Source organism: Patulibacter sp., from assembly GCF_030655195.1.
In the GTDB taxonomy this organism is placed as follows: domain Bacteria; phylum Actinomycetota; class Thermoleophilia; order Solirubrobacterales; family Solirubrobacteraceae; genus Patulibacter.
On record NZ_JAURWA010000034.1, the window covers coordinates 15,112 to 34,272 of the forward strand.

General features: G+C 75.1%; 14 protein-coding genes. 5 read left to right on the forward strand and 9 right to left on the reverse strand.

Going from position 1 to position 19,161, the window contains the following annotated elements; translation table 11 throughout:
- Positions 1-161: 161 nt before the first annotated feature.
- Both Q7T67_RS03860 and Q7T67_RS03865 read right to left on the reverse strand, forming a co-directional pair.
- On the reverse strand, positions 162-1,310 hold the full coding sequence (locus Q7T67_RS03860) for an HTTM domain-containing protein (protein ID WP_304786180.1): 1,149 nt from the start codon (positions 1,308-1,310) through the stop codon (positions 162-164).
- Positions 1,311-1,349: 39 nt separating this feature from the next.
- Positions 1,350-3,011: a YncE family protein gene (locus tag Q7T67_RS03865; RefSeq protein ID WP_304786182.1), complete on the reverse strand. Its 1,662-nt coding sequence runs from the start codon at positions 3,009-3,011 to the stop codon at positions 1,350-1,352.
- 259 nt (positions 3,012-3,270) lie between these two features.
- Between Q7T67_RS03865 and Q7T67_RS03870 the strand changes: the two genes are divergently transcribed.
- Positions 3,271-4,758, forward strand: coding sequence for an LCP family protein (locus Q7T67_RS03870; protein ID WP_304786184.1), 1,488 nt, complete (start codon positions 3,271-3,273; stop codon positions 4,756-4,758).
- 102 nt (positions 4,759-4,860) lie between these two features.
- Positions 4,861-6,762 (forward strand): dihydroxy-acid dehydratase, encoded by a 1,902-nt coding sequence (gene ilvD, locus Q7T67_RS03875; protein ID WP_304786186.1) that lies wholly within the window; start codon positions 4,861-4,863, stop codon positions 6,760-6,762.
- 26 nt (positions 6,763-6,788) lie between these two features.
- Here ilvD and Q7T67_RS03880 read toward each other — a convergent pair whose 3' ends face one another.
- The 4 genes from Q7T67_RS03880 to Q7T67_RS03895 all read right to left on the reverse strand — a co-directional run bounded on the left by Q7T67_RS03880 (position 6,789) and on the right by Q7T67_RS03895 (position 11,700).
- On the reverse strand, positions 6,789-7,769 hold the full coding sequence (locus Q7T67_RS03880) for an FAD:protein FMN transferase (protein ID WP_304786188.1): 981 nt from the start codon (positions 7,767-7,769) through the stop codon (positions 6,789-6,791).
- Between the two features lie 281 nt (positions 7,770-8,050).
- Positions 8,051-9,532: a YdiU family protein gene (locus tag Q7T67_RS03885; RefSeq protein ID WP_304786190.1), complete on the reverse strand. Its 1,482-nt coding sequence runs from the start codon at positions 9,530-9,532 to the stop codon at positions 8,051-8,053.
- A 112-nt stretch (positions 9,533-9,644) separates the two neighbouring features.
- Positions 9,645-10,910: a YibE/F family protein gene (locus tag Q7T67_RS03890; protein WP_304786192.1), complete on the reverse strand. Its 1,266-nt coding sequence runs from the start codon at positions 10,908-10,910 to the stop codon at positions 9,645-9,647.
- A 223-nt stretch (positions 10,911-11,133) separates the two neighbouring features.
- On the reverse strand, positions 11,134-11,700 hold the full coding sequence (locus Q7T67_RS03895; protein WP_304786194.1) for a suppressor of fused domain protein: 567 nt from the start codon (positions 11,698-11,700) through the stop codon (positions 11,134-11,136).
- Positions 11,701-11,820: 120 nt separating this feature from the next.
- On the opposite strand from Q7T67_RS03895, the gene Q7T67_RS03900 reads away from it, so the two are divergent.
- Positions 11,821-13,044 carry a hypothetical protein gene (locus Q7T67_RS03900; RefSeq protein ID WP_304786196.1) on the forward strand — a complete coding sequence of 408 codons (1,224 nt, stop codon included), beginning with the start codon at positions 11,821-11,823 and terminating at the stop codon, positions 13,042-13,044.
- A gap of 34 nt (positions 13,045-13,078) precedes the next feature.
- Here the strand turns inward: Q7T67_RS03900 and Q7T67_RS03905 are convergent, their stop codons facing one another.
- Both Q7T67_RS03905 and Q7T67_RS03910 read right to left on the reverse strand, forming a co-directional pair.
- A complete protein-coding gene (locus tag Q7T67_RS03905; protein ID WP_304786198.1) occupies positions 13,079-13,882 on the reverse strand; it encodes a DNA polymerase beta superfamily protein in 804 nt (267 codons plus the stop codon).
- A 53-nt stretch (positions 13,883-13,935) separates the two neighbouring features.
- Complete coding sequence (locus Q7T67_RS03910; RefSeq protein ID WP_304786200.1) at positions 13,936-14,883, reverse strand: VOC family protein; 948 nt, start codon at positions 14,881-14,883, stop codon at positions 13,936-13,938.
- A gap of 58 nt (positions 14,884-14,941) precedes the next feature.
- On the opposite strand from Q7T67_RS03910, the gene Q7T67_RS03915 reads away from it, so the two are divergent.
- Positions 14,942-15,604 carry a GPP34 family phosphoprotein gene (locus tag Q7T67_RS03915; protein ID WP_304786203.1) on the forward strand — a complete coding sequence of 221 codons (663 nt, stop codon included), beginning with the start codon at positions 14,942-14,944 and terminating at the stop codon, positions 15,602-15,604.
- A gap of 36 nt (positions 15,605-15,640) precedes the next feature.
- Here Q7T67_RS03915 and Q7T67_RS03920 read toward each other — a convergent pair whose 3' ends face one another.
- Positions 15,641-16,615 (reverse strand): MYG1 family protein, encoded by a 975-nt coding sequence (locus Q7T67_RS03920; protein ID WP_304786205.1) that lies wholly within the window; start codon positions 16,613-16,615, stop codon positions 15,641-15,643.
- A 182-nt stretch (positions 16,616-16,797) separates the two neighbouring features.
- On the opposite strand from Q7T67_RS03920, the gene hrpA reads away from it, so the two are divergent.
- On the forward strand, positions 16,798-19,161 hold a 2,364-nt coding region (hrpA, locus tag Q7T67_RS03925; protein ID WP_304786207.1), incomplete at its 3' end, for an ATP-dependent RNA helicase HrpA.

The following is a 19,161-nucleotide window of genomic DNA, read 5'->3' on the forward strand; positions in this document are numbered from 1 at the left end:
CGATCAGCGTGGAGACGGTCGGGGGTCCGGGGGGTCGCAGCGGTCTGACGCGGTCGGGACGGATCTCGAGGGTCCGTCGACGTCCGGGGCGACGTCGTCCGGCCGAGCTCCGCACCCGGGGTACGGCGGCCGGTCCGTCGCCGGACGTCCCGCACCCGCGGTCAGCGACCGAGCAGGCGGACCCCGCGCGGGAGGATCTCGTGGTTCCAGCCCCGGGGCGACGTGTCGAGGGCCGAGTACATCGTGAAGGCGTCCCCGACGCGGTGCCCGAGGTACGGGCTCGCGGCGACCAGCACCAGGAGCACCACGCCGGCCGCGTACGTCGGGCGGAGGTCGCGACCGCTGCGGGGACGGGCGCCGGCCCCGGCGCGGGCGGTCGCCACGACGACGGCCGCCAGCCCCAGCGCGCCGCCGGCGACCAGGACCCGGGTGGCCGACGCGAGGACGTCGCCCGTGGTCCGGCCGGGCGAGACGTCGGCCGTGAGACCGACGACGACCCACAGGAGGACCAGGACGCCGAGCACGACGACGCGGGTGCCGGACGACGTCCGGGCCGCGGCGCCGAGGGGCCGCAGCACCCGGTCCGGCAGGAACGCGACGTAGAGGGCGAGCATCAGCGCGGTGAACGGCACGGTGCCGGCCAACGCCAGCACCCCGTGGAACCCGAGACCGACCACCAGGGCGACCGTCCGCGTCCGCGGCCACAGGAGCAGGAGGGGCAGGCCGAGCTCGAGGGCCAGGGACCCCCAGATCGCGGGACCCACGTGCCACGAGCCGTCCAGCAGCGTCGGGTCGAACCAGACCACGTGGGCGGACAGGTCCCCCGCCGGCGACGTCGCCGGATCGAGGTAGTCCGCGTTCAGCTTCGACAGGGCGGCGGCCAGGTAGAGGACGACGAGCTCCGCCCGCAGGAACGGCCGCAGGCCCCGGAACACGGCACCGGCTCCCAGGAGCGTCCGGGCCCGGACGGACCGGACGCCGACGTCCACCGCCAGGCAGCCGGCCAGGACGAGGACGAGCAGCAGGTGGGTCCCCAGGGCGGGGAGCTCGGCGACGATCGCCACCGCGGCCGCGGCGAGCAGCACCAGCAGCCGGACGACGGCGGTCGGGCGCGCGACGGTCCACGCGGCGGCGAGCACGACGGCGAACCACGGCGACCCGACGACGAGGCCGTGCCACCAGAGGACGTGAAGGACGAGCGCCGCGGAGAGCAGGACGGCGAACAGCCCGAGGGACGTGCGGTCGTCGGCCGCGTCGTCGACCGCGTGACCGGCGTGATCGCCCGCCGGGGCGCGGTCGAGGGCGGCCACCCGATCGAGTCTAGGCGCGGCCCCCCGCCGTCGCGCCCCTCACCCCACCCGCACGCTCACCCGCCCGGAGCGGGCCGGCAGGACCATCTGCCCACCGCCGTACCGGGCGGTGATCCGCAGGCGCCGCGACCCGCCGCGGGCGACGGACGCCGGCGGCCGAACGACCGCCGTGAAGCCGCAGACGCCCTTCGCGCGCCGGAGCAGGACCGTCGTGCGCGCGACCCGCCGCCCGCCAAGGGCCGCGTCGACCCGGACGCGCCCGGCGCAGGCCTCCGGCGGGGTAGCCGCCGAGAGCCGCAGGCGGCCCGTCACACGCAGCCGGTACGGCGCTCGTCGGTCCCGCGACGTGCTCGCGCGCAGGGTCAGGCCGAGGGGGCGCAGCCGGCCCGGGGCGACGGTCGGCGCGTCGCCGTCGGACACGCGCAGGCGGCCGATGCGGATCCGCTGCGGGTGGTCACCGACGGGGATGCTGGCGATCTCCTTCTCCTGCTCGTAGGAGAGCACGGCCACGCGATCCGCCCCGGAGACCGAGACGTAGCACTGCTTGCCGTCCATGCTGTTCGTCGACCAGTACGGCTTGGACCCGACCGGGATCACCGTCGCCTTCAGCGTGTCGCGGCGGACGATCGCGGCGTAGTCGGACATCGTCCCCGCGGCGCAGAGCTTCGTCCCCTCCGGGTTGATCGCCAGGCCGTGGTGGGCGGAGTCCAGGACGTAGTCCGTCCGCGCCACGTTCCGCGACGAGTCCGACAGCGGCAGCGTCGCGACGCGGGTGACGCGGTCCTCCTGCAGGTCGTACTCGACGAAGCCGTGGAGGAACGAGAACTGCAGGTAGACGTAGCGCTCCCCGGGCGCGACGGCCATGGGACGCACCGCGGCGCTGATCTCGGGGTGCCCGGCCTCGTCGAGCTTCTTCCGCATGTCGATCGACCGGATCACCTCGTACGTCCGCGCATCGACGATCTCGAAGATCCGCAGGCCCTTCGTCCCGTCGAACATCGGCTCGTCCAGCGGGGTGAACACGCTGCCGATGCTCGCGTGGAAGATCGTCCTCGCGTCCGCGGAGTAGTTGCTCTCGTGCGGCTGGTCGCCCGACGCGAAGCTCGAGACGATGCGGCCGTCCTTCGTATCGATCACGTGGACCTTTCGGGCGGTGGACGCCGAGACGAGGACCCGGGTGCCGTCGGGGGAGATCGCCATGTGGTCCGCGCGGATCCCCTCGACCTCGGTCCGCCACACGATCGCGCGGGTCCGCAGGTCGATCGCGACGACGTCCTTCAGGCTCGGCCGGGAGACGTAGATCGTGCGGCCGTCGGGCGACGGGAACAGGTCGTCGACGAGCTGGTCGCTGCCCATGCCGATCTGTTGCCGGATCAGCAGGAACGCGGCGAGCGCCGCCGGGTTGGACTCGATCTGGCGCATCCGCTCGGGCAGGTCCGGCACGACGTTCAGCCGGAAGAGGCGCCGGAACGTCGCCGGATCGATGACGTCGGCGGTGCCGTCGTGGTTGTTGCCGACGACGAGGATCTCGCGGGTGCCGGGCACGTGGGCGGCGGACTCGACCGCACCGGCCGGCGCTGCGCCGGCGGCGAGGGCGAGCAGCACGCCGGCCATCGCTCCCACCGCGGTGGTGGTGCGACGCGGACGGGCGGGGCGCCCGGAGGTCGTGCGGGCTGGTCGGTCTTGGCGCTCGGAGCGCATCGGGTCTCCTCCGACGGGGTGGTTCGACGTCCCCACGGGCATGTGGGACGGTGGCGTGCGCGACACGATCTGGCGCATCGGGCGCCGTCGCCGCGATCCTACGCCGGGGCCTCCGGGCCGGTGGGGAATTCCGTGGTCGCCCGCGCCGGTCCGGGACCGGCGCAGGATTCTCGGGGCGTGCGGTGTACTTCCCTCCGATGCCGGAGACCCGCCCCGCGCGAGCCGCGCCCCTGCCCCCGGCCCCGACCCCGGCGCGCGGATGACCTCCTCGCCGCACGTCGGGCGCAGGCTGGCGTCGCACATCGTCATGGCCGGCGGCGTCGTCGCCGTCGTCACCGCCGGTGCCCTGGCGACCGTCGTCAACAGCGAGGCGCAGCACGTCACCGCCCCGCTCGCACCGATCGCGCCCGGGACCCTCAGGATCCTCGACGACTCGAAGCCCGGCGCGGCCCAGACGCTCCTCCTGACCGGCCTGGACCACCGCTACGCCGACGGTCCGAAGGCGCCGAGCCGGTCTGACACGATGATGCTGGTGCGTCTGGACCCGAAGGCGAAGGCGACGACGGTCCTGACGCTGCCGCGCGACCTGCGGGTCACGTCGCTGGGCCCTCCCGGCCAGCAGAAGCTGAACTCCGCGTGGGCGATCGGCCGCTCGACGCTCCTGACGAAGACCATCCGCACGACGCTGCTGGGCACCCCCGCCGAGCCGTTCCGGATCAACGACGTGATCTCGATCCGGTTCGACGCGTTCGCCAAGACCGTCAACCACTTCGGCTGCCTCTACGCCGAGGTCGACCGGAAGTACTTCGTCGCGCCGAACTCCGGCCACGCGCAGATCGACCAGCCGGCCGGCTACCAGCTGCTCTGCGGCGAGGACGCCCTGGCGTACGTCCGCTTCCGCGTCGGCGACAGCGACATCATCCGCGAGGCGCGGCAGGCCAACTACGTCACCGACGTCCGGTCGCAGATCGACCCGCTCGACGTGCTGACCGGCAACCTCCTGGGCGAGATCGGCAAGTACGTCGGCACGAACGTCAAGACCCCGCGTCAGCTGCTCGGCCTCGCGAAGCTCCTCGTCGGCGTCGCGGAACTGCCGACGTCCCGCATCAAGCTCGGCGACCTCAGCGATGCGACGGACGGCTCGGGGGATCTGCTGACGACCCCCGCGGCGCTGGCCAGGGCGAAGCGCGAGTTCCTCCACCCGAAGGTCGCGCGGCAGAGGACGAAGCCCGCACCGAAGGCGAAGGCGGCGGCCACGAAGGCGCCGAGGCGCCGCGCCGCGAAGGTCCGCGCGACCACGCCCGCCACCCTGACCACGGACACCGCCGGCGTCGCGCAGGCCGCCGCCGCGGTCGCCCCCGAGGCCCGGGGCATCGAGGTGCAGGCCCCGACGCTGCGGTACGGGCGCGGCGCCTACGAGCCGGAGATGACCCGCGGCTACTCCATCCTGGATCGCAGCCGCAGGCCCCGCTGGCCCAGCTACCGGATCGTCGCGACCACCGGCGACAACGGGCAGTACTACGGCGTCGAGGGCACGACGTGGAAGACCCCGCCGGTGCTCCAGCTCGCCACGGACGAGGTCCGCCTCGGCGGCCGCACCTGGAAGGTCCAGTACGACGGGCGCAACGTCCGCCGGCTGCTGTGGCAGGCGCCCGGCGGCACCTACTGGATCACCAACACGCTGACGGACGAGCTGACCCCCCGCGAGATGTACGCCCTGGCGCGCAGCGTGCGGCGGGCCGGCTGAGGCACCCCGCCGCGCACCGTCGGTTCACGCGTCGGCGAAGGCCCGCCCCGCACGGTCGTCCGCTCCCACCGGGTGCAGGTGCCGCGACGGTACCCTGCACGGATGCCCGCCCTCAGGTCCCGCACCGTCACGCACGGTCGCAACATGGCCGGTGCCCGCTCCCTCTTGCGGGCCTCCGGCGTCGCCGCCGCCGACATCGGCCGCAAGCCGATCATCGCGGTCGCGAACTCCTACACGCAGTTCGTCCCCGGCCACACGCACCTGCAGCCGGTCGGGACGATCGTCTCCGAGGCGATCCAGGCCGCCGGCGGCATCGCGCGGGAGTTCAACACGATCGCCGTGGACGACGGCATCGCGATGGGCCACGGCGGGATGCTCTACTCGCTGCCCTCGCGCGACCTGATCGCCGACTCGGTGGAGTACATGGTCAACGCGCACTGCGCCGACGCCCTGATCTGCATCTCCAACTGCGACAAGATCACGCCGGGCATGCTGAACGCCGCGCTGCGGCTGAACATCCCGACGGTCTTCGTCTCCGGCGGCCCGATGGAGGGCGGCACCGCCACCCTGGTGGACGGGACCGTCCGCAAGCGCCTGAACCTCGTCACGGCGATCGCCGAGGCCGTCGCCGACGAGGTCTCCGACGAGGACATCGCGATCATCGAGGAGAACGCCTGCCCGACCTGCGGCTCCTGCTCGGGCATGTTCACCGCCAACTCGATGAACTGCCTGACCGAGGCCCTCGGCCTCGCGCTCCCGGGCAACGGCTCGATCCTCGCCACGCACACCGCCCGCAAGGACCTCTACGAGGCCGCCGGCCGCTGCGTCGTCGACATCGCGGCGCGGTACTACGACGGCGACGACGAGTCGGTGCTGCCGCGCTCGATCGCCACCCGCGAGGCGTTCGAGAACTCCATGGCGCTCGACGTGGCGATGGGCGGTTCCACGAACACGGTCCTGCACATCCTCGCCGCCGCACAGGAGGCCGAGCTCGACTTCACGATGAAGGACATCGACGAGGTCTCCCGGCGCGTCCCGTGCCTCTGCAAGGTCGCCCCGAACGGCGACTACCTGATGGAGGACATCCACCGGGCGGGCGGCATCCCGGCGATCCTCGGCGAGCTGCGCCGCGCCGGTCTCTTCCACGAGGACGTCCGGACGGTCCACGCGGGGAGCGTCGACGACTGGCTCCTGACGTGGGACATCCGCTCCGGGCAGGCGTCCGCCGAGGCGATCGAGATGTTCCACGCCGCCCCGGGCTGCAAGCGCTCCGCGAAGGCGTTCTCGCAGTCCGAGCGCTGGGAGTCCCTGGACACCGACGCCGCCGACGGCTGCATCCACAGCGTCGAGCACGCCTACTCCGCCGACGGCGGCCTGGCGATCCTCTACGGCAACCTCGCGGTGCGCGGCTGCGTCGTGAAGACCGCCGGCGTGGACGAGTCGATCCTGACCTTCAGCGGCCCGGCCGTGGTCGTCGAGTCGCAGGACGACGCGGTCGACGCGATCCTCTCCGACCGCGTGAAGGAGGGCGACGTCGTCGTCATCCGCTACGAGGGTCCGCGCGGCGGCCCGGGCATGCAGGAGATGCTCTACCCGACCTCGTACCTCAAGGGCCGCGGCCTGGGCAAGGCCTGCGCGCTGGTGACGGACGGCCGCTTCTCCGGCGGCACCTCGGGCCTGTCGATCGGCCACGTCTCGCCCGAGGCGGCCTCCGGCGGCACGATCGCGCTGGTCGAGGACGGCGACACGATCACGATCGACATCCCCAACCGCTCGATGAGCCTCGACGTGCCCGACGCCGAGCTGGCCGCGCGCCGGGAGCACCTCGAGTCGACGACGGGCTACGTCCCGGCGGCCCGCGACCGCGTCGTCTCCCCCGCCCTGCGCGCCTACGCCGCGATGGCGACCTCGGCGGACACCGGTGCGGTCCGCGACGTCAACGCCGTCGAGCGCGCGGTGGCCGCGGCGGCGGACTCGCGCTCAGCGGCGGTCTCGGGCGACTGACGGGGCCGGCGGGGCGGCGAAGGTCGTCAGGCCGTGCCCGAGAGCACCAGCCGGCCTCCTCGCAACGCCCCGTTCAGCGACCGGCGCGGGGTCCGCGGATCGATCACCCGGACGGTCAGGTCGTCGAGGACCACGACACCGCCGTGCGGCAGGTGCTCGGAGGCCGCCGCCGGGCCGGACAGGAGCGCCGCCTTGCTGCGACGCTCCGCCTCGAGGGCGGTCGGGGCCATCGCGCTGACCTGCACGATGCCCGTCCAAGCCGGGCGGCCCGTCGCCGGGTCCAGGAGGTGGTGCGCCGGCAGGCCGTCGGGCCCGACCCAGCTGCGGCGGGCGATGCTGCTCGTCGCCGTCGCCCCCGCGGTCCGCTCGACGACGTGGGCGACGCCCGCCACCGGGTGGGCGATGCGCACCTCCCGCCGGGCGCCCCGCGTACCGCCGAGCCGCAGGTCGCCGCAGCAGTCGACGACGAACCGCTCGTAGCCCGAGAGCCGGTCGGCGAGCAGGTCGGCGAACAGGCCCTTCGCCAGCCCGCCCGAGTCGATGTGCACCCCGGGCGGGCGGGTGACCGTGCCCGCCCGGCGGTCGACCGCGACCGATGCCCAGCGCCGCCGTGGGTCCGGGCCCGCGGGACGCCGCGGGGGCGCCGCCGACAGCGCCCTCCCCAGGTCGACCCCGGGGCCGGCGAGGTGCTCGGCGTATCCGGCGCGGCGCACCTCGTCGGCGAACGTCGCGTCGACCAGACCGCCGGATGCGTGCCCCGCGTCGACCGTCGCCCGCGCGAGCAGCAGCAGCTCGGGAGATGCGGCGACCGTCCCGGCCGGGTCGGCGTTCAGGAGCGAGAGCTCGCTGCCGGGCAGGAAGCGCGAGAACCGTCCGTGCCACGCGACGAGCTGTCGCCGCACCGTCGCGATCGCCTGCGGGGCCGGACCGAGCGGCCCCGTCCCGGAGAGGTGCACGGAGCACGTCCCCCCGAAGCACGCGAACGTCTCGTGGTGCTCCGGCGACATCCGGGGCGGACGCGACGACGCCTGGTCGGTCCCACGCCGGTCGACGTCCCGTCCGTCGACTCCGGGTCCCACGGCGCCGCTCCGCGCTGCGCCCCGCCCGCCGGCTCCACCTCGGTCGGCTCCGCGCCCGTCGCCGCCGCGTCCCTCGTGATCATCGGAGCTTCGGTCCATGCGACGCATCGTCCGCCCCGGACCTCAGTGGCTCGCGAAGGGACCCTGGGAGTTCCCCGAGTGCCGTGCGGACGTCCGGGCCAGGGCAGGACGTCCACGCCCCTCCCCGCTCAGGTCCCGCAGAACGTCCGGTAGCCCGGCCCGAAGCCCGACGGCGCCGGCAGCGCGTAGGCCTCGAGACCCGACCGCGCCTCGAACGGCCGGGCGAGGACGTCCAGCAGCCTGCCGAACGGGCCGAGGTCGCCGACGGTCGCCGCGGCCAGGGCCTCCTCGACGAGGTGGTTGCGCGGGACGTACACCGGGTTGACCGCGTCCATCCCGTCCGCGACGGCGGCGGGGTCCCGGCCCTCGGCGGCGAGGTCGGCCCGCCACCGCGTCGCCCACGCGTCGAACGCCGCCGGGTCCGTCAGGAGCGAACGCGAGGCCGTGTCGTCGCCACGCACCGCGGCCGCCAGCGACCGCAGGAACGCGGTGTGGTCGGCACCCTGCTCGTACATCAACGTGAGGAGGTCGTCGAGCAGCGCGTCGTCGCCCGGCGCTCCCTGCAGGCCGACCTTGGCGCGCATCCCGCGGGACCAGTGCTCCGCGTAGCGGACGGGGAACGTCTCGAGGACGCGGGTGAGCCCGGAGATCGCGGTCGGCTGGTCGTCGTCGACCGCCGGCAGGAGCGCCTCGGCCAGCCGGGCGAGGTTCCACTGGGCGATGTGCGGCTGGTTCCCGTAGGCGTACCGGGCGCCCTCGTCGATCGAGCTGAAGACCGTCCCGGGATCGTGGGCGTCCATGAACGCGCACGGGCCGTAGTCGATCGTCTCGCCCGAGATCGCGACGTTGTCGGTGTTCATCACGCCGTGGACGAAGCCGACGAGCATCCACTGGGCCACGAGGGCCGCCTGCGCCTCGACGACGGCCTCGAAGAGCGCGAGGGCGGGGTTCTCGGCCTCGGCGGCGTGCGGGTGGTGCCGGGTGACCGCGTGGTCGATCAGCCGGCGCAGGATCGATCGGTCCTCCAGCCGCGAGGCGTACTGGAAGGTGCCCACGCGCAGGTGGCTGGCGGCCACGCGGGCCAGGACCGCACCCGGCAGCACGGTCTCGCGCTGGACCTGCTCGCCCGTCGCGACGACGGCCAGCGACCGCGTCGTCGGGATGCCCAGGGCGTGCATCGCCTCGCTGACGAGGTGCTCGCGCAGCATCGGCCCGACGGCCGCCCGACCGTCGCCGCCGCGGGCGAACGGCGTGCGGCCGGAGCCCTTCAGGTGCAGGTCGTGCCGGACGCCAGCCGGGTCGACGATCTCGCCGACGAGCAGCGCGCGTCCGTCGCCCAGGCGCGGGCTGAAGCCGCCGAACTGGTGGCCGGCGTAGCCCATCGCCACCGGGGTGGTGCCCTCGGGGGCGACGCGGCCGACGAGGACGTCGAGGCCGTCCGGCGCGCGGAGGGCGGCGGGGTCCGCTCCGAGCTCGAGGGCGAGGGCCTCGTTGAGGACCAGCAGCGTCGGGTCGGCGGCCCCGGCGCCCTTCCACGGCATCGACAGCTCGGGCAGCTCCCGCACGAACGAGTCGTCGAAGCGGAACAGCGACGTGGAGGTGACGCTCATCCGTCGAGGCTAGCGAGGCCGCGCGCTCGCCCCGGCGGCATGCGCCTCGGCGCGACCTTCCGCACGCGTCCTCACCGCGTCCTCCGTGGCCTGCCCGTCGCGCTCCGGTCCTTCAGTGGTGGTGATGGTGGTCGTGGCCCGCCAGCGCCGCGGGCGGGAGGCGGCCGACGAGGACCGCGGCCAGTGCGGTGGACAGCGGCACCGACAGGACGAGCGCGGCGCTGCCCACGAGGGTCGAGACGATCGGCTCGGCCAGTCGCGCGTCGTTGATCGCGTCGGTGAACGTGACGCCGTTGGCCGAGGCGACGAGCAGCAGGGGCAGCGTCGCGCCGGCGTAGGCGAGCACGAGGGTGTGGATCGTCGCGGCGAGGTGGTCGCGGCCGACGACGAACGCCTCGCGGTAGAGCGCGCGGGCGGGGAGCTGCGGGCTCGTGCGGTGGAGCGCCGCGACGGTCGAGACCTGCGAGACGACGGTGTCGGTGAGGACGCCGAGCGCGCCGATCACCATCCCGGCCAGGAGGATCCCCTGCAGCGGCAGCTCTCCCCCGCTCTGCAGCGCGAACGCGCCCAGGTCGCCGTCCTTGCCGTCGAGGCCGGCCAGCTCGCTCCACAGGGTGCCGAGCAGCGCGGCGACGAGGAGCGACACCCCGATCCCGGTGACCGCGGCGAGGCTCTGCGCCGTCACCCCGTAGGTCAGGCCGGTCGTCACGAACATCACCGCCAGGGCGCCGACGGTCGCGACGAGGAGCGGCGATCTGCCGTCGAGGATCGCGGGCACGAGCCACAGGACGACGAGCGACAGGCTCATCGCGGTGCCGACCAGGGCGAGCAGTCCGCGACCGCGGGCGACGAACGCCCCGAGCAGCGCGAAGAGGATCGCCAGCGCCACCAGCGGGGTGCGCCGGTCGACGCCGCTGAAGGCGTAGGAGGGCTCCCGGTCGGCGCCGGTGGCGGACGGGTCGGCGCCGGTCGTGCCCGCGTCACCCCTCGTCGCCTCGCCGACCGTGTCACCGGGGACCGGCGCGGCCCCCTCGGCCGGCTGCTGGTCCGCCAACCGGACCCGCTGGCCGGTCTCGAGGTCCGGACTGACCTCCTCGGGCCCCAGCACGATCTGCACCTTCGCGCCCTCGTCCCGGCCCTCGTCGACGCGCACCTCGGCGGTCCGGCACCGCTGGTCGGTCGGCCCGCCGCAGGACGCCGAGCGCACCGCGGTCACCGTGCCGGCGACCGTCGGGGTCCCGGCACCCGGAACGGTCGGCCGGTCGCCGGACGGCCAGAGGGCGATCAACCCGACCACGGTCAGGACGGCGACCAGGGCGACCGTCCCGACGAGGAGCCGCCCCGGGGCCGTCCCGACGATCGTCCGCAGCGCGCTCACGACGACGTCCGACCGCTCGTGGCCCCGGTCGTCTCCGGTGCGCCTGCCCGGGCGCCGGGTGCATGGCTGGCGCGAGGGGCACGGGGAGCGGTCGCGTCGGTCACGCCGCGCAGGCTATATGGGACTGACTCCTATCCGCGCCTCGGCCGTCACGGCGTCCGCGGTGGTCGAGTCGCGGGCGATCCCCCGCGGCCGGCGCCCCGTCCGTCGGCGACCGGGCCCGTCAGGCCCGCGCCGGATCGGTCCGCAGCAGGGGGTCCCGGGCGGCGAGCCGTTCCAGCACGAGGTCCGTCCCGACGCGCTGCATCAGGAGGTGCTCCCCGACGGTGATCCCGACGGCCTGCAGGACGAGGTCGGGACCCGTCGTCTGCACGAGCGGATCCACGCGGATGCCGAGGGCGACGAGCCCCGAGCCGGCCCCGTCGACGGGCGCGCCGGGCGCCAGCCGCGCCCCGGCGTGGAAGGGCCGCCCGACGGCGATCGCGGTCCGGGCCGCGCCGTCGAGCAGCGCGAACGCCCAGGACGGCGGGGCGTCGGCGGCCGGCGCGAGCAGGGTCAGCTCCTGGGCGAACGGTGCGGGCTCCGGGCCCCCGTCGCGGCGCGCGGGCACCACGCCCGCCAGGCCGAGCGTCACGAGGTGCCAGTGCTCGGACCCCCGGTAGGCGGCGATGCCCCGGAGGACGTCGCCCGCCGGGGCCCGGGCGATCTTCCGCACGGCCCCCTCGCCGTAGTGCGCGGCGAACGCCTCCTCGACGGTGGCGCCGGCGGGCGTCGGCTCGGGGTGACTCACCCGGTCGACACTACCCACGGACTGTCGCGGGACGGCGCCTGCGGCTCCGTCGGCGCGACAGCGGGGGCGCCTGCGGAGCCGTCGGGCCGGCACCGGCGGCCCCTGCGCTACGTTCGCCGGGTGGCCCCGACGCCCACCCGCCCGTCCGCGACCGCGCCGATCCCCCTGTCCCCGGTGGACGTCCGGCTCCTCGACGCCCCACCGGTGCTCGCGCTCCTGCGACTGGACCGCGAGCTGCCGACCGAGGCGGTCCGCGCCGCGTTCCTCGCCCACGCGCCGCGGCGGTTCTCGGCAGCCGTCGACGAGTCGCAGGACCCCGCCGTCCTGCTCCCCGGACGCGGCGCACCCGGCTTCGCGACGCGCGACGTGCAGCCGCACGAGCTCGACGACGTGCTGGGGGTCGATGTCCCGTTCCCGGCCCTGGCCGCCGTCGGGCTCGACGACGCCCCGGCCCGTCACCCGCTGTGCACCCTCGTCCACCTGCGGGTGCCGGGCGGCGACGCCCTGGCGTTCCGCCTGTCGCACGCCGCCGGCGACGGCATGAGCCTGCTGGCGATGCTGGGGGCGATCGCCGGGGACCTCGAAGGCGTTCCCGCGGACGGGCCGCGCGACCGGACCCTCCGGGTACCCGCGGACCGCTCGCGCGACCCGGATCACCGGGCCGACACCGCGCCGCAGCAGGACGTCTCGAACCGGGACGGCGCGAGACGCGGCGGCGACGCCGACCCGACGGGGTCGGCCGTCCGAGGCACCGGGACGGCCGGCGACGCCCGCTGGCTGTCGGTCCTCCCCCTCTCCCGCGGGTGCCTCGCCGAGCTGGACGCCGTCGGTCGCGAACGTCCGGACCTCAGCCCCACCATGCGACGGATGGCGGTCCTCGCGCGGCGCATCGCCGCGCTGGTGCACCCGCCCGAGGCGGGACTGCGCGTCCGCATCCCGGTCGACCTGCGCCACCGCGACCTCGGCATCCCGGCCGCCGCGATCGGCAACCACTGGTTCGACGCGCTCGCGGTCCTGGACGGCCCGCAGGCCGATCTGCCGGCGGCCGGCGAGCTGGCCGACCACCTGACCGCCGCCGTCCGGGCCGCGGCCACGACCTTCCGTCCCGGTGACGTCGAGCACCGCCCGGACGAGAGTCTCCGCCTGCTCCGGGACGTCCCGGTCGTCCCCCTGCGACGCGGCGTCGACCTCGTCCACTCCGCGCTCCCCGCGCCGCGGTGGCCCGGGGTCCGTGAGCTGGTGGTCATGGGCTCGGCCCTGCTCGGCGTCGTCGACGTGCGGGGCGCCACCCGCGTCCCGCTCGTCACCCCGCGCCCGCTGCCGGCGGGTGTCGTGGAGCTCTGAGGCGGGCGAGACCGAACCGTCGTCCGCGGGTCGGTCAGCGACGGGCGTCGCGCGACGCGTCCGCCCGATCCCACGCGTCGCGGTAGGTCGTCGCGAGCCAGGCGTCGAGACGGCCGTCGTCCACGTGGTCGGGCAGGCGCGTGGCGGCGAGCGCCTCCTCGAGCCGGCGCGCCGCGGCGTCGACGGCGGCCAGCGCGCCGTCGCTGTCGACCTCGCCGCGCCGGACGGCCATGATCTCGGACCGACGCGGTTCGGCGACGGGCAGGGTGATGGCTCCGGTGCCCAGGAACTCGGCGCCCTGGTGCGCGATCCGCAGCGCGTGCATCGCGTACTTGCCGTCGTAGCCGTCGGCGACGCGCTCCCGGTCCCGGACGTGCGCGGGGTCGGCGATCTTGCGCCGCTGGGCCTCGAGGTAGCCGAGGAGCGCCCGGCCCGCCTGACGGGTCGCGAACCACGGGGCGATCTCCCGCAGCCGCTCGCCGTCCGGTGTGATGTGGACGAGGTCGTCGCCCTGCGCGAAGAGCGGCAGGAGGACCGTCAGCGAGCCCTTGCGCGCCAGCATGCAGTAGCGCCGCAGGCCGTAGACCGTCAGGTCGACGTCCCCGGCGCCGGACGGTGCGCCTTCGGGCTGGGTCCGCCACACGAGATGGTCGAAGCGCCGGGTCCCGAGCAGGTGCTCCGGCGGCTCGATGGTGACCCCGAGCTCGTCGCGGTCGTCGTGACCGCCCAGCGCCAGGCCGTGGACGGTCGAGCCCACGAGGCCGAGGAGGATGAGGCCGTCGTGGGCGATCGCCATCGCGCGATCGGGATCCGGCTCCAGGGACTCCACCGTCGGCACGGGACGAACGCTACCGCCGAGGGCGGCGGCGGTCGGACGACCGCCCCCGTCCCCTACGGCGCGTCGAAGGACACCGGCTGCCCCGTCCGCGGGTGCACGATCGGCTTCAGCACGCCGGCGAGCTCGTCGCGGCGGGGCTCGTGCTGGGTCGGCAGGCGCAGCTGCTCGCCCAGGTGCGCGGCGTCCTCGTCGTTCGCGAACCCCGGTCCCAGCGTCGCGATCTCGAAGAGGACGCCGCCGGGCTCGCGGAAGTAGATCGCGTCGAAGTAGTCGCGGTCGATCACCGGCGTGACGGTCGCGCCGGCGTCGACCATGCGGGTGCGCCAGGCCTCGTGGTCCTCGTCGCGCGACGCCCACGCGATGTGGTGGACGGTGCCCGCGCCGGGGACGCCCGGCGCGGACGGGGCGGGGTCCAGGGTCCAGTGCACGTGCTGCTCGGACCCGAAGGCCGTCCACTCGCGGCTCTCGCCCTCCACCGGCTCGCGGCCGAACCCGAGCAGGTCGGTGAGGACCAGCGCGGTCGCCTCGGGATCGGCCGAGAACGCACGCACGCCGACGATGCCGCAGATCGCGTCGGCGGCCGGGATGTCGGGATGGGTCGCCGTGAGCTGCTCGCCGATGTCGTGCACGAGGAGCTCGAGCTCGAGGCCGTCGGGGTCCTGCGTCACCAGCCCCGCGGGTCCGCCCTGCACGGGGATGCCGCGGTCCTGCAGGCGGTGACCCCAGCGCTCGAGCGCCTCGACGGTCGGGACGGCCAGCTGGATCCGGTGGACCATCCCCGCGCCGGCCCGGCCCTTCCGGGCGCCCTGGAACGCGAACCAGGTCAGGATCGACCCCGGCGCGCCCCGCTCGTCCCCGAAGTACAGGTGGTAGGCGTCGGGCTGGTCGAAGTTGACCGTCGTCTTGACCAGCCGCAGGCCGAGCACCCCGGAGTAGAAATCGACCGTCCGCTGGGCGTCGGCGGTGACCATCGTGACGTGGTGGAGGCCCTCGAGCTTCATGCGGTCCAGCGTAGTGCGCGCGTGGGTCGGGCCCCGCGCAGACGGGTACGCGCCCGACATGCTGATCGCCGAGGACCTCGCGCTGCTGCTGCACGACGACGACTCCGGCAAGCAGCTGACGACGCAGTACACGGTCGACGTCGCCCTGGCCGGGGCGATCCTCCTCGAGCTCGCGCTGCGCGGGGCCGTGCGGATCACCGGCACCGCCGACGCGGGGCCCGCGGGCAGGGTCGTCGCCGACGGCGAGGCCACGACGGGTGACGAGCTGCTCGACGACGGCCTGCGGACGGTGCGCGGGGCCGCCGGGAAGACGCCCGACGTCGTGCTGGAGGAGCTGCGCCAGGGCCTGCGCGACCGCGTGCTGACGCGGCTGGTGGCCGCCGGCGAGCTGCGGCGCGAGGAGCACCGGACGCTGGGCGTGTTCAAGCGGGTGCGCTGGCCCGCGGGTCAGGGCCGTCGCGAGGACGACGTCCGGCGGGACCTCGACGCCGCCCTGCAGCAGGGCCGGGAGCCCGACGAGCGGACCGCGGCGATCGTCTCGCTGCTGTCGGCGACCGACCTCGTCCGCCGGGTGGTGCCGACCGACGACCACAAGGCGACGAAGCGGCGGGCGGACGAGATCGCGAAGGGTCCGTGGGCCGCCGACGCCGTCCGTCAGGCCGTCGAGGACGTCGCGTCCGTCGTGATGACGACCTCGATCATGGTCGCCGCCGGGAGCTGACCGCGGCGGTGTGGTGGAGGCGGCCGGCCGCGCCCGTCAGGCGACCGGCGACCCCGACGCGTCGGGGGTCTCCGTCGCGGGCGCCGCCCCGGGCACGTCCGCCAGCGCCTGGCGCGCGAGCTCGAGCACCCCGTCGCGGCTGCCCGCGACGGCCATGAAGCGGGCGACGTGGCAGAAGACCGCGTCGGGGACGCCGGTGACCTGCTGCAGCGGCTCGCCCTCGAGGCCGCCCCACGACTCGGGAAGGGTCAGGCGGTTGGCGAACCCGTGGTCGCCGGCGGGCACGGCCTGCAGGCTCCAGTCGCCGCGGCTGCGGGGCGAGACGACCAGCAGCACCTCGGGCGCGTCGCGGACGACGCCGCGCCACGGCATGCCGCGGTCGAGCTCGAGGATCCGCGGGTCCGTGGCGCGGTCCAGCGCGGCGCGGACGAGGTCGGCGGCGCGGGCCCGGCCCTGCGACGCCTCGACCTCGCGCCGGACGATGCCCTCGGCCAGGTCGACGGCCTCGTCGAACGCCCGGCGCTCGGCGGCCGCGCCGTCCTCGGCGTCCCACGGCGGGTTCATCGCGGCGATGACGCCGGAGACGGCGTAGGGCACGGTGCCCTCGACGAGCGGCTCGTAGAGCTCCTGCCCGTTGTCGCCGGCGTCGATCGGGGCGACGACGCGGCCGTCGACCGAGGCCGCGACCTCGGCGCTCCCGGACAGCTCCTCGCCGAACTCCCGCCAGATCAGGCCGAACGAGGCGTAGCGGATGCCGTTCTCGCGCTCGCCGACGTCGCCCTGGTGGTGGTCGAAGTCACCGGTCGCGGGGTCGTGGCGCCGACCGACGTCGATGCGCAGCGCGCAGGTCGCGAGCTTCTCGGCCGAGCGGGTGCGGACGATCTCCAGCGGCCCCTTGACCATGCGCAGGACGGCGAGCGCGAAGACCTCGTCGGCGTGGAACGACCCTGAATGGGTGCCGACGCGCAGGGGCTCCGGCGTCGGGGCGGGCGTCTCGGCGGGCTCGGTCACCGCGGGGACTGTACTCGCGGACCCCGGGGCGGTCTGCAATCCACCCGGCGCCGTCGGCGGGCGGGTCCTCCCGCCCGGCCGCCGTCCCGCCCCGATCGTCCGGGGGCGCGCACCGGACGCCGCGGATCCCCGATCGCCCGGCGCGACGCGGCCCGCAGGCGCCGCGACCTATCCTCGGTGGGATGCCCGTGCCGCCCGATCCGACGCCCGTGGGCGCGTCGACCGACGGCGACGCGCCCGTGGATGCCGCCGCACCGGATGCGCCGGACGCGGGCGACGTCGCCCCGAGCGGGATGCGCCCGGGTCCGCCCTCGACCTCGTCGGTCGAGTCCGACGACGGACCGCCGGCATCCGACGGACCGCCGCCGTCCGACACGCCATCCGCCGCCCCCGCACCCGCCGACGACGCCCCGACCGCGCCCGACGAGCCCACCCCGCCGGCCCCCGAGGCCGCATCCACCGTCAAGCCCCCGACCGTCGGCGACCTCCGCGCCCGCCTGCGCGAGATCCGGCTGCGCGACGAGCACCGGCTGATCCGCAAGGTCGACCGGCTGCGCCACCAGAAGGACCAGGACGTCCGGGCGAAGGACCTGGCGAAGCTCGTCGGCGAGATCGAGCGGGCCGAGACCGCCGTGGCCGCGCGCCGCGAGGCCGTCCCGGAGCTGACCTACCCGGAGGACCTGCCGGTCTCGCAGCGCCGCGACGACCTGCTGGAGGCGATCCGCGACCACCAGGTCGTCGTCGTTGCCGGCGAGACCGGGTCGGGCAAGACCACCCAGATCCCGAAGATGTGCCTGGAGCTCGGGCGTGGGATCCGCGGGCAGATCGCGCACACCCAGCCCCGCCGGATCGCCGCGCGCACCGTCGCCGACCGCATCGCCGACGAGACGAACACGAAGATGGGCGAGGCGATCGGGTACTCCGTCCGCTTCAACGACCAGTCGGGCGAGAACACCCTCGTCCGTCTGATGACGGACGGTCTGCTGCTGGCCGAGATCCAGCGCGACCGCCTGCTGCGCCGCTACGACACGATCATCATCGACGAGGCGCACGAGCGGTCGCTGAACATCGACTTCCTGCTCGGCGTGATCAAGCAGCTCCTGCCCCAGCGGCCGGACCTGAAGGTCATCATCACCTCGGCCACGATCGACCCGGAGCGGTTCTCGAAGCACTTCGGCGACGCGCCGATCGTCGAGGTCTCCGGCCGCACGTTCCCCGTCGAGGTCCGCTACCGGCCCGTCCAGGATCCCGACGGGGACGGCGACGACGCGGACCGCGACCAGGTCGACGCGATCGGTGACGCCGTCCAGGAGCTCGAGTACGAGGCCCCCGGCGACGTCCTGGTGTTCCTCTCGGGCGAGCGCGAGATCCGCGACGCCGCCGAGGCGCTGCGCGGCCGGTTCGGCGGCGGCAAGGACACGCGGGTGGGGCCGGGCGGTGCGGTGGAGATCCTCCCCCTCTACGCGCGGCTCTCCTCCGAGGAGCAACAGCGCGTCTTCCGGCGCTCGCCGGGCGGCCGGCGCCGCGTCGTGCTGGCCACCAACGTCGCCGAGACCTCGCTGACGGTCCCCGGCATCAAGTACGTCATCGATCCCGGCCAGGCCCGGATCAGCCGCTACTCCGCGCGGCTCAAGGTCCAGCGCCTGCCGATCGAGGCGATCTCGCAGGCCTCCGCCAACCAGCGCAAGGGTCGCTGCGGGCGCACCTCGGACGGCATCTGCATCCGCCTCTTCTCCGAGGAGGACTTCGACGCGCGGCCCGAGTACACCGACCCCGAGATCCTGCGGACGAACCTCGCCTCGGTGATCCTCCAGATGGCCGCGCTCGGCCTGGGCGAGATCGGCGACTTCCCGTTCCTCGAGCCGCCGGACCGACCGCAGATCCGCGACGGCGTGCAGCTGCTCGAGGAGCTCGGCGCGCTGAAGCAGGACGAGGAGGATCCGAAGAAGCGCCTGACGCCGACCGGCCGCACGCTCGCCGCACTGCCGATCGACCCGCGCCTGGGGCGCATGGTCCTCGAGGCCGACCGCCTGGGCTGCACCGAGCAGGTCGTGGTCATCGCGGCCGCGCTGTCGATCCAGGACCCGCGCGAGCGGCCGCAGGACAAGCAGGAGCAGGCGCAGCAGTCCCACGCGCGGTTCAAGGTCGAGGGCTCCGACTTCCTCGGGCTGCTCAGCCTGTGGGAGTACCTGCAGGAGCAGCAGCGCGAGCTCTCCGGCAGCCAGTTCCGCAAGCGCTGCAAGCAGGAGTTCCTGCACTACCTGCGGATCCGCGAGTGGCAGGACCTCGTCGCGCAGCTGCGCCAGGCCGCCAAGGGCACCGGGATCACGGTGCCACGCGGTGGCGGGCGCCGTCCGGGTCTGACCCCGCAGCTGGGGTCCGACGGGCCCTTGGAGGCGGACACCGAGGAGCGCGTCCGCGCGGAGGAGGCCGCCGCCGACCGCCCCGCCAACGCCGCCGGCTCCCGCAACCCGCGCCGCCGGGGCCGGGGCCGGGGCCGCGACGCGCAGTCCGCCGCGCAGCCGTCCGAGTCCGCGTCGACGACC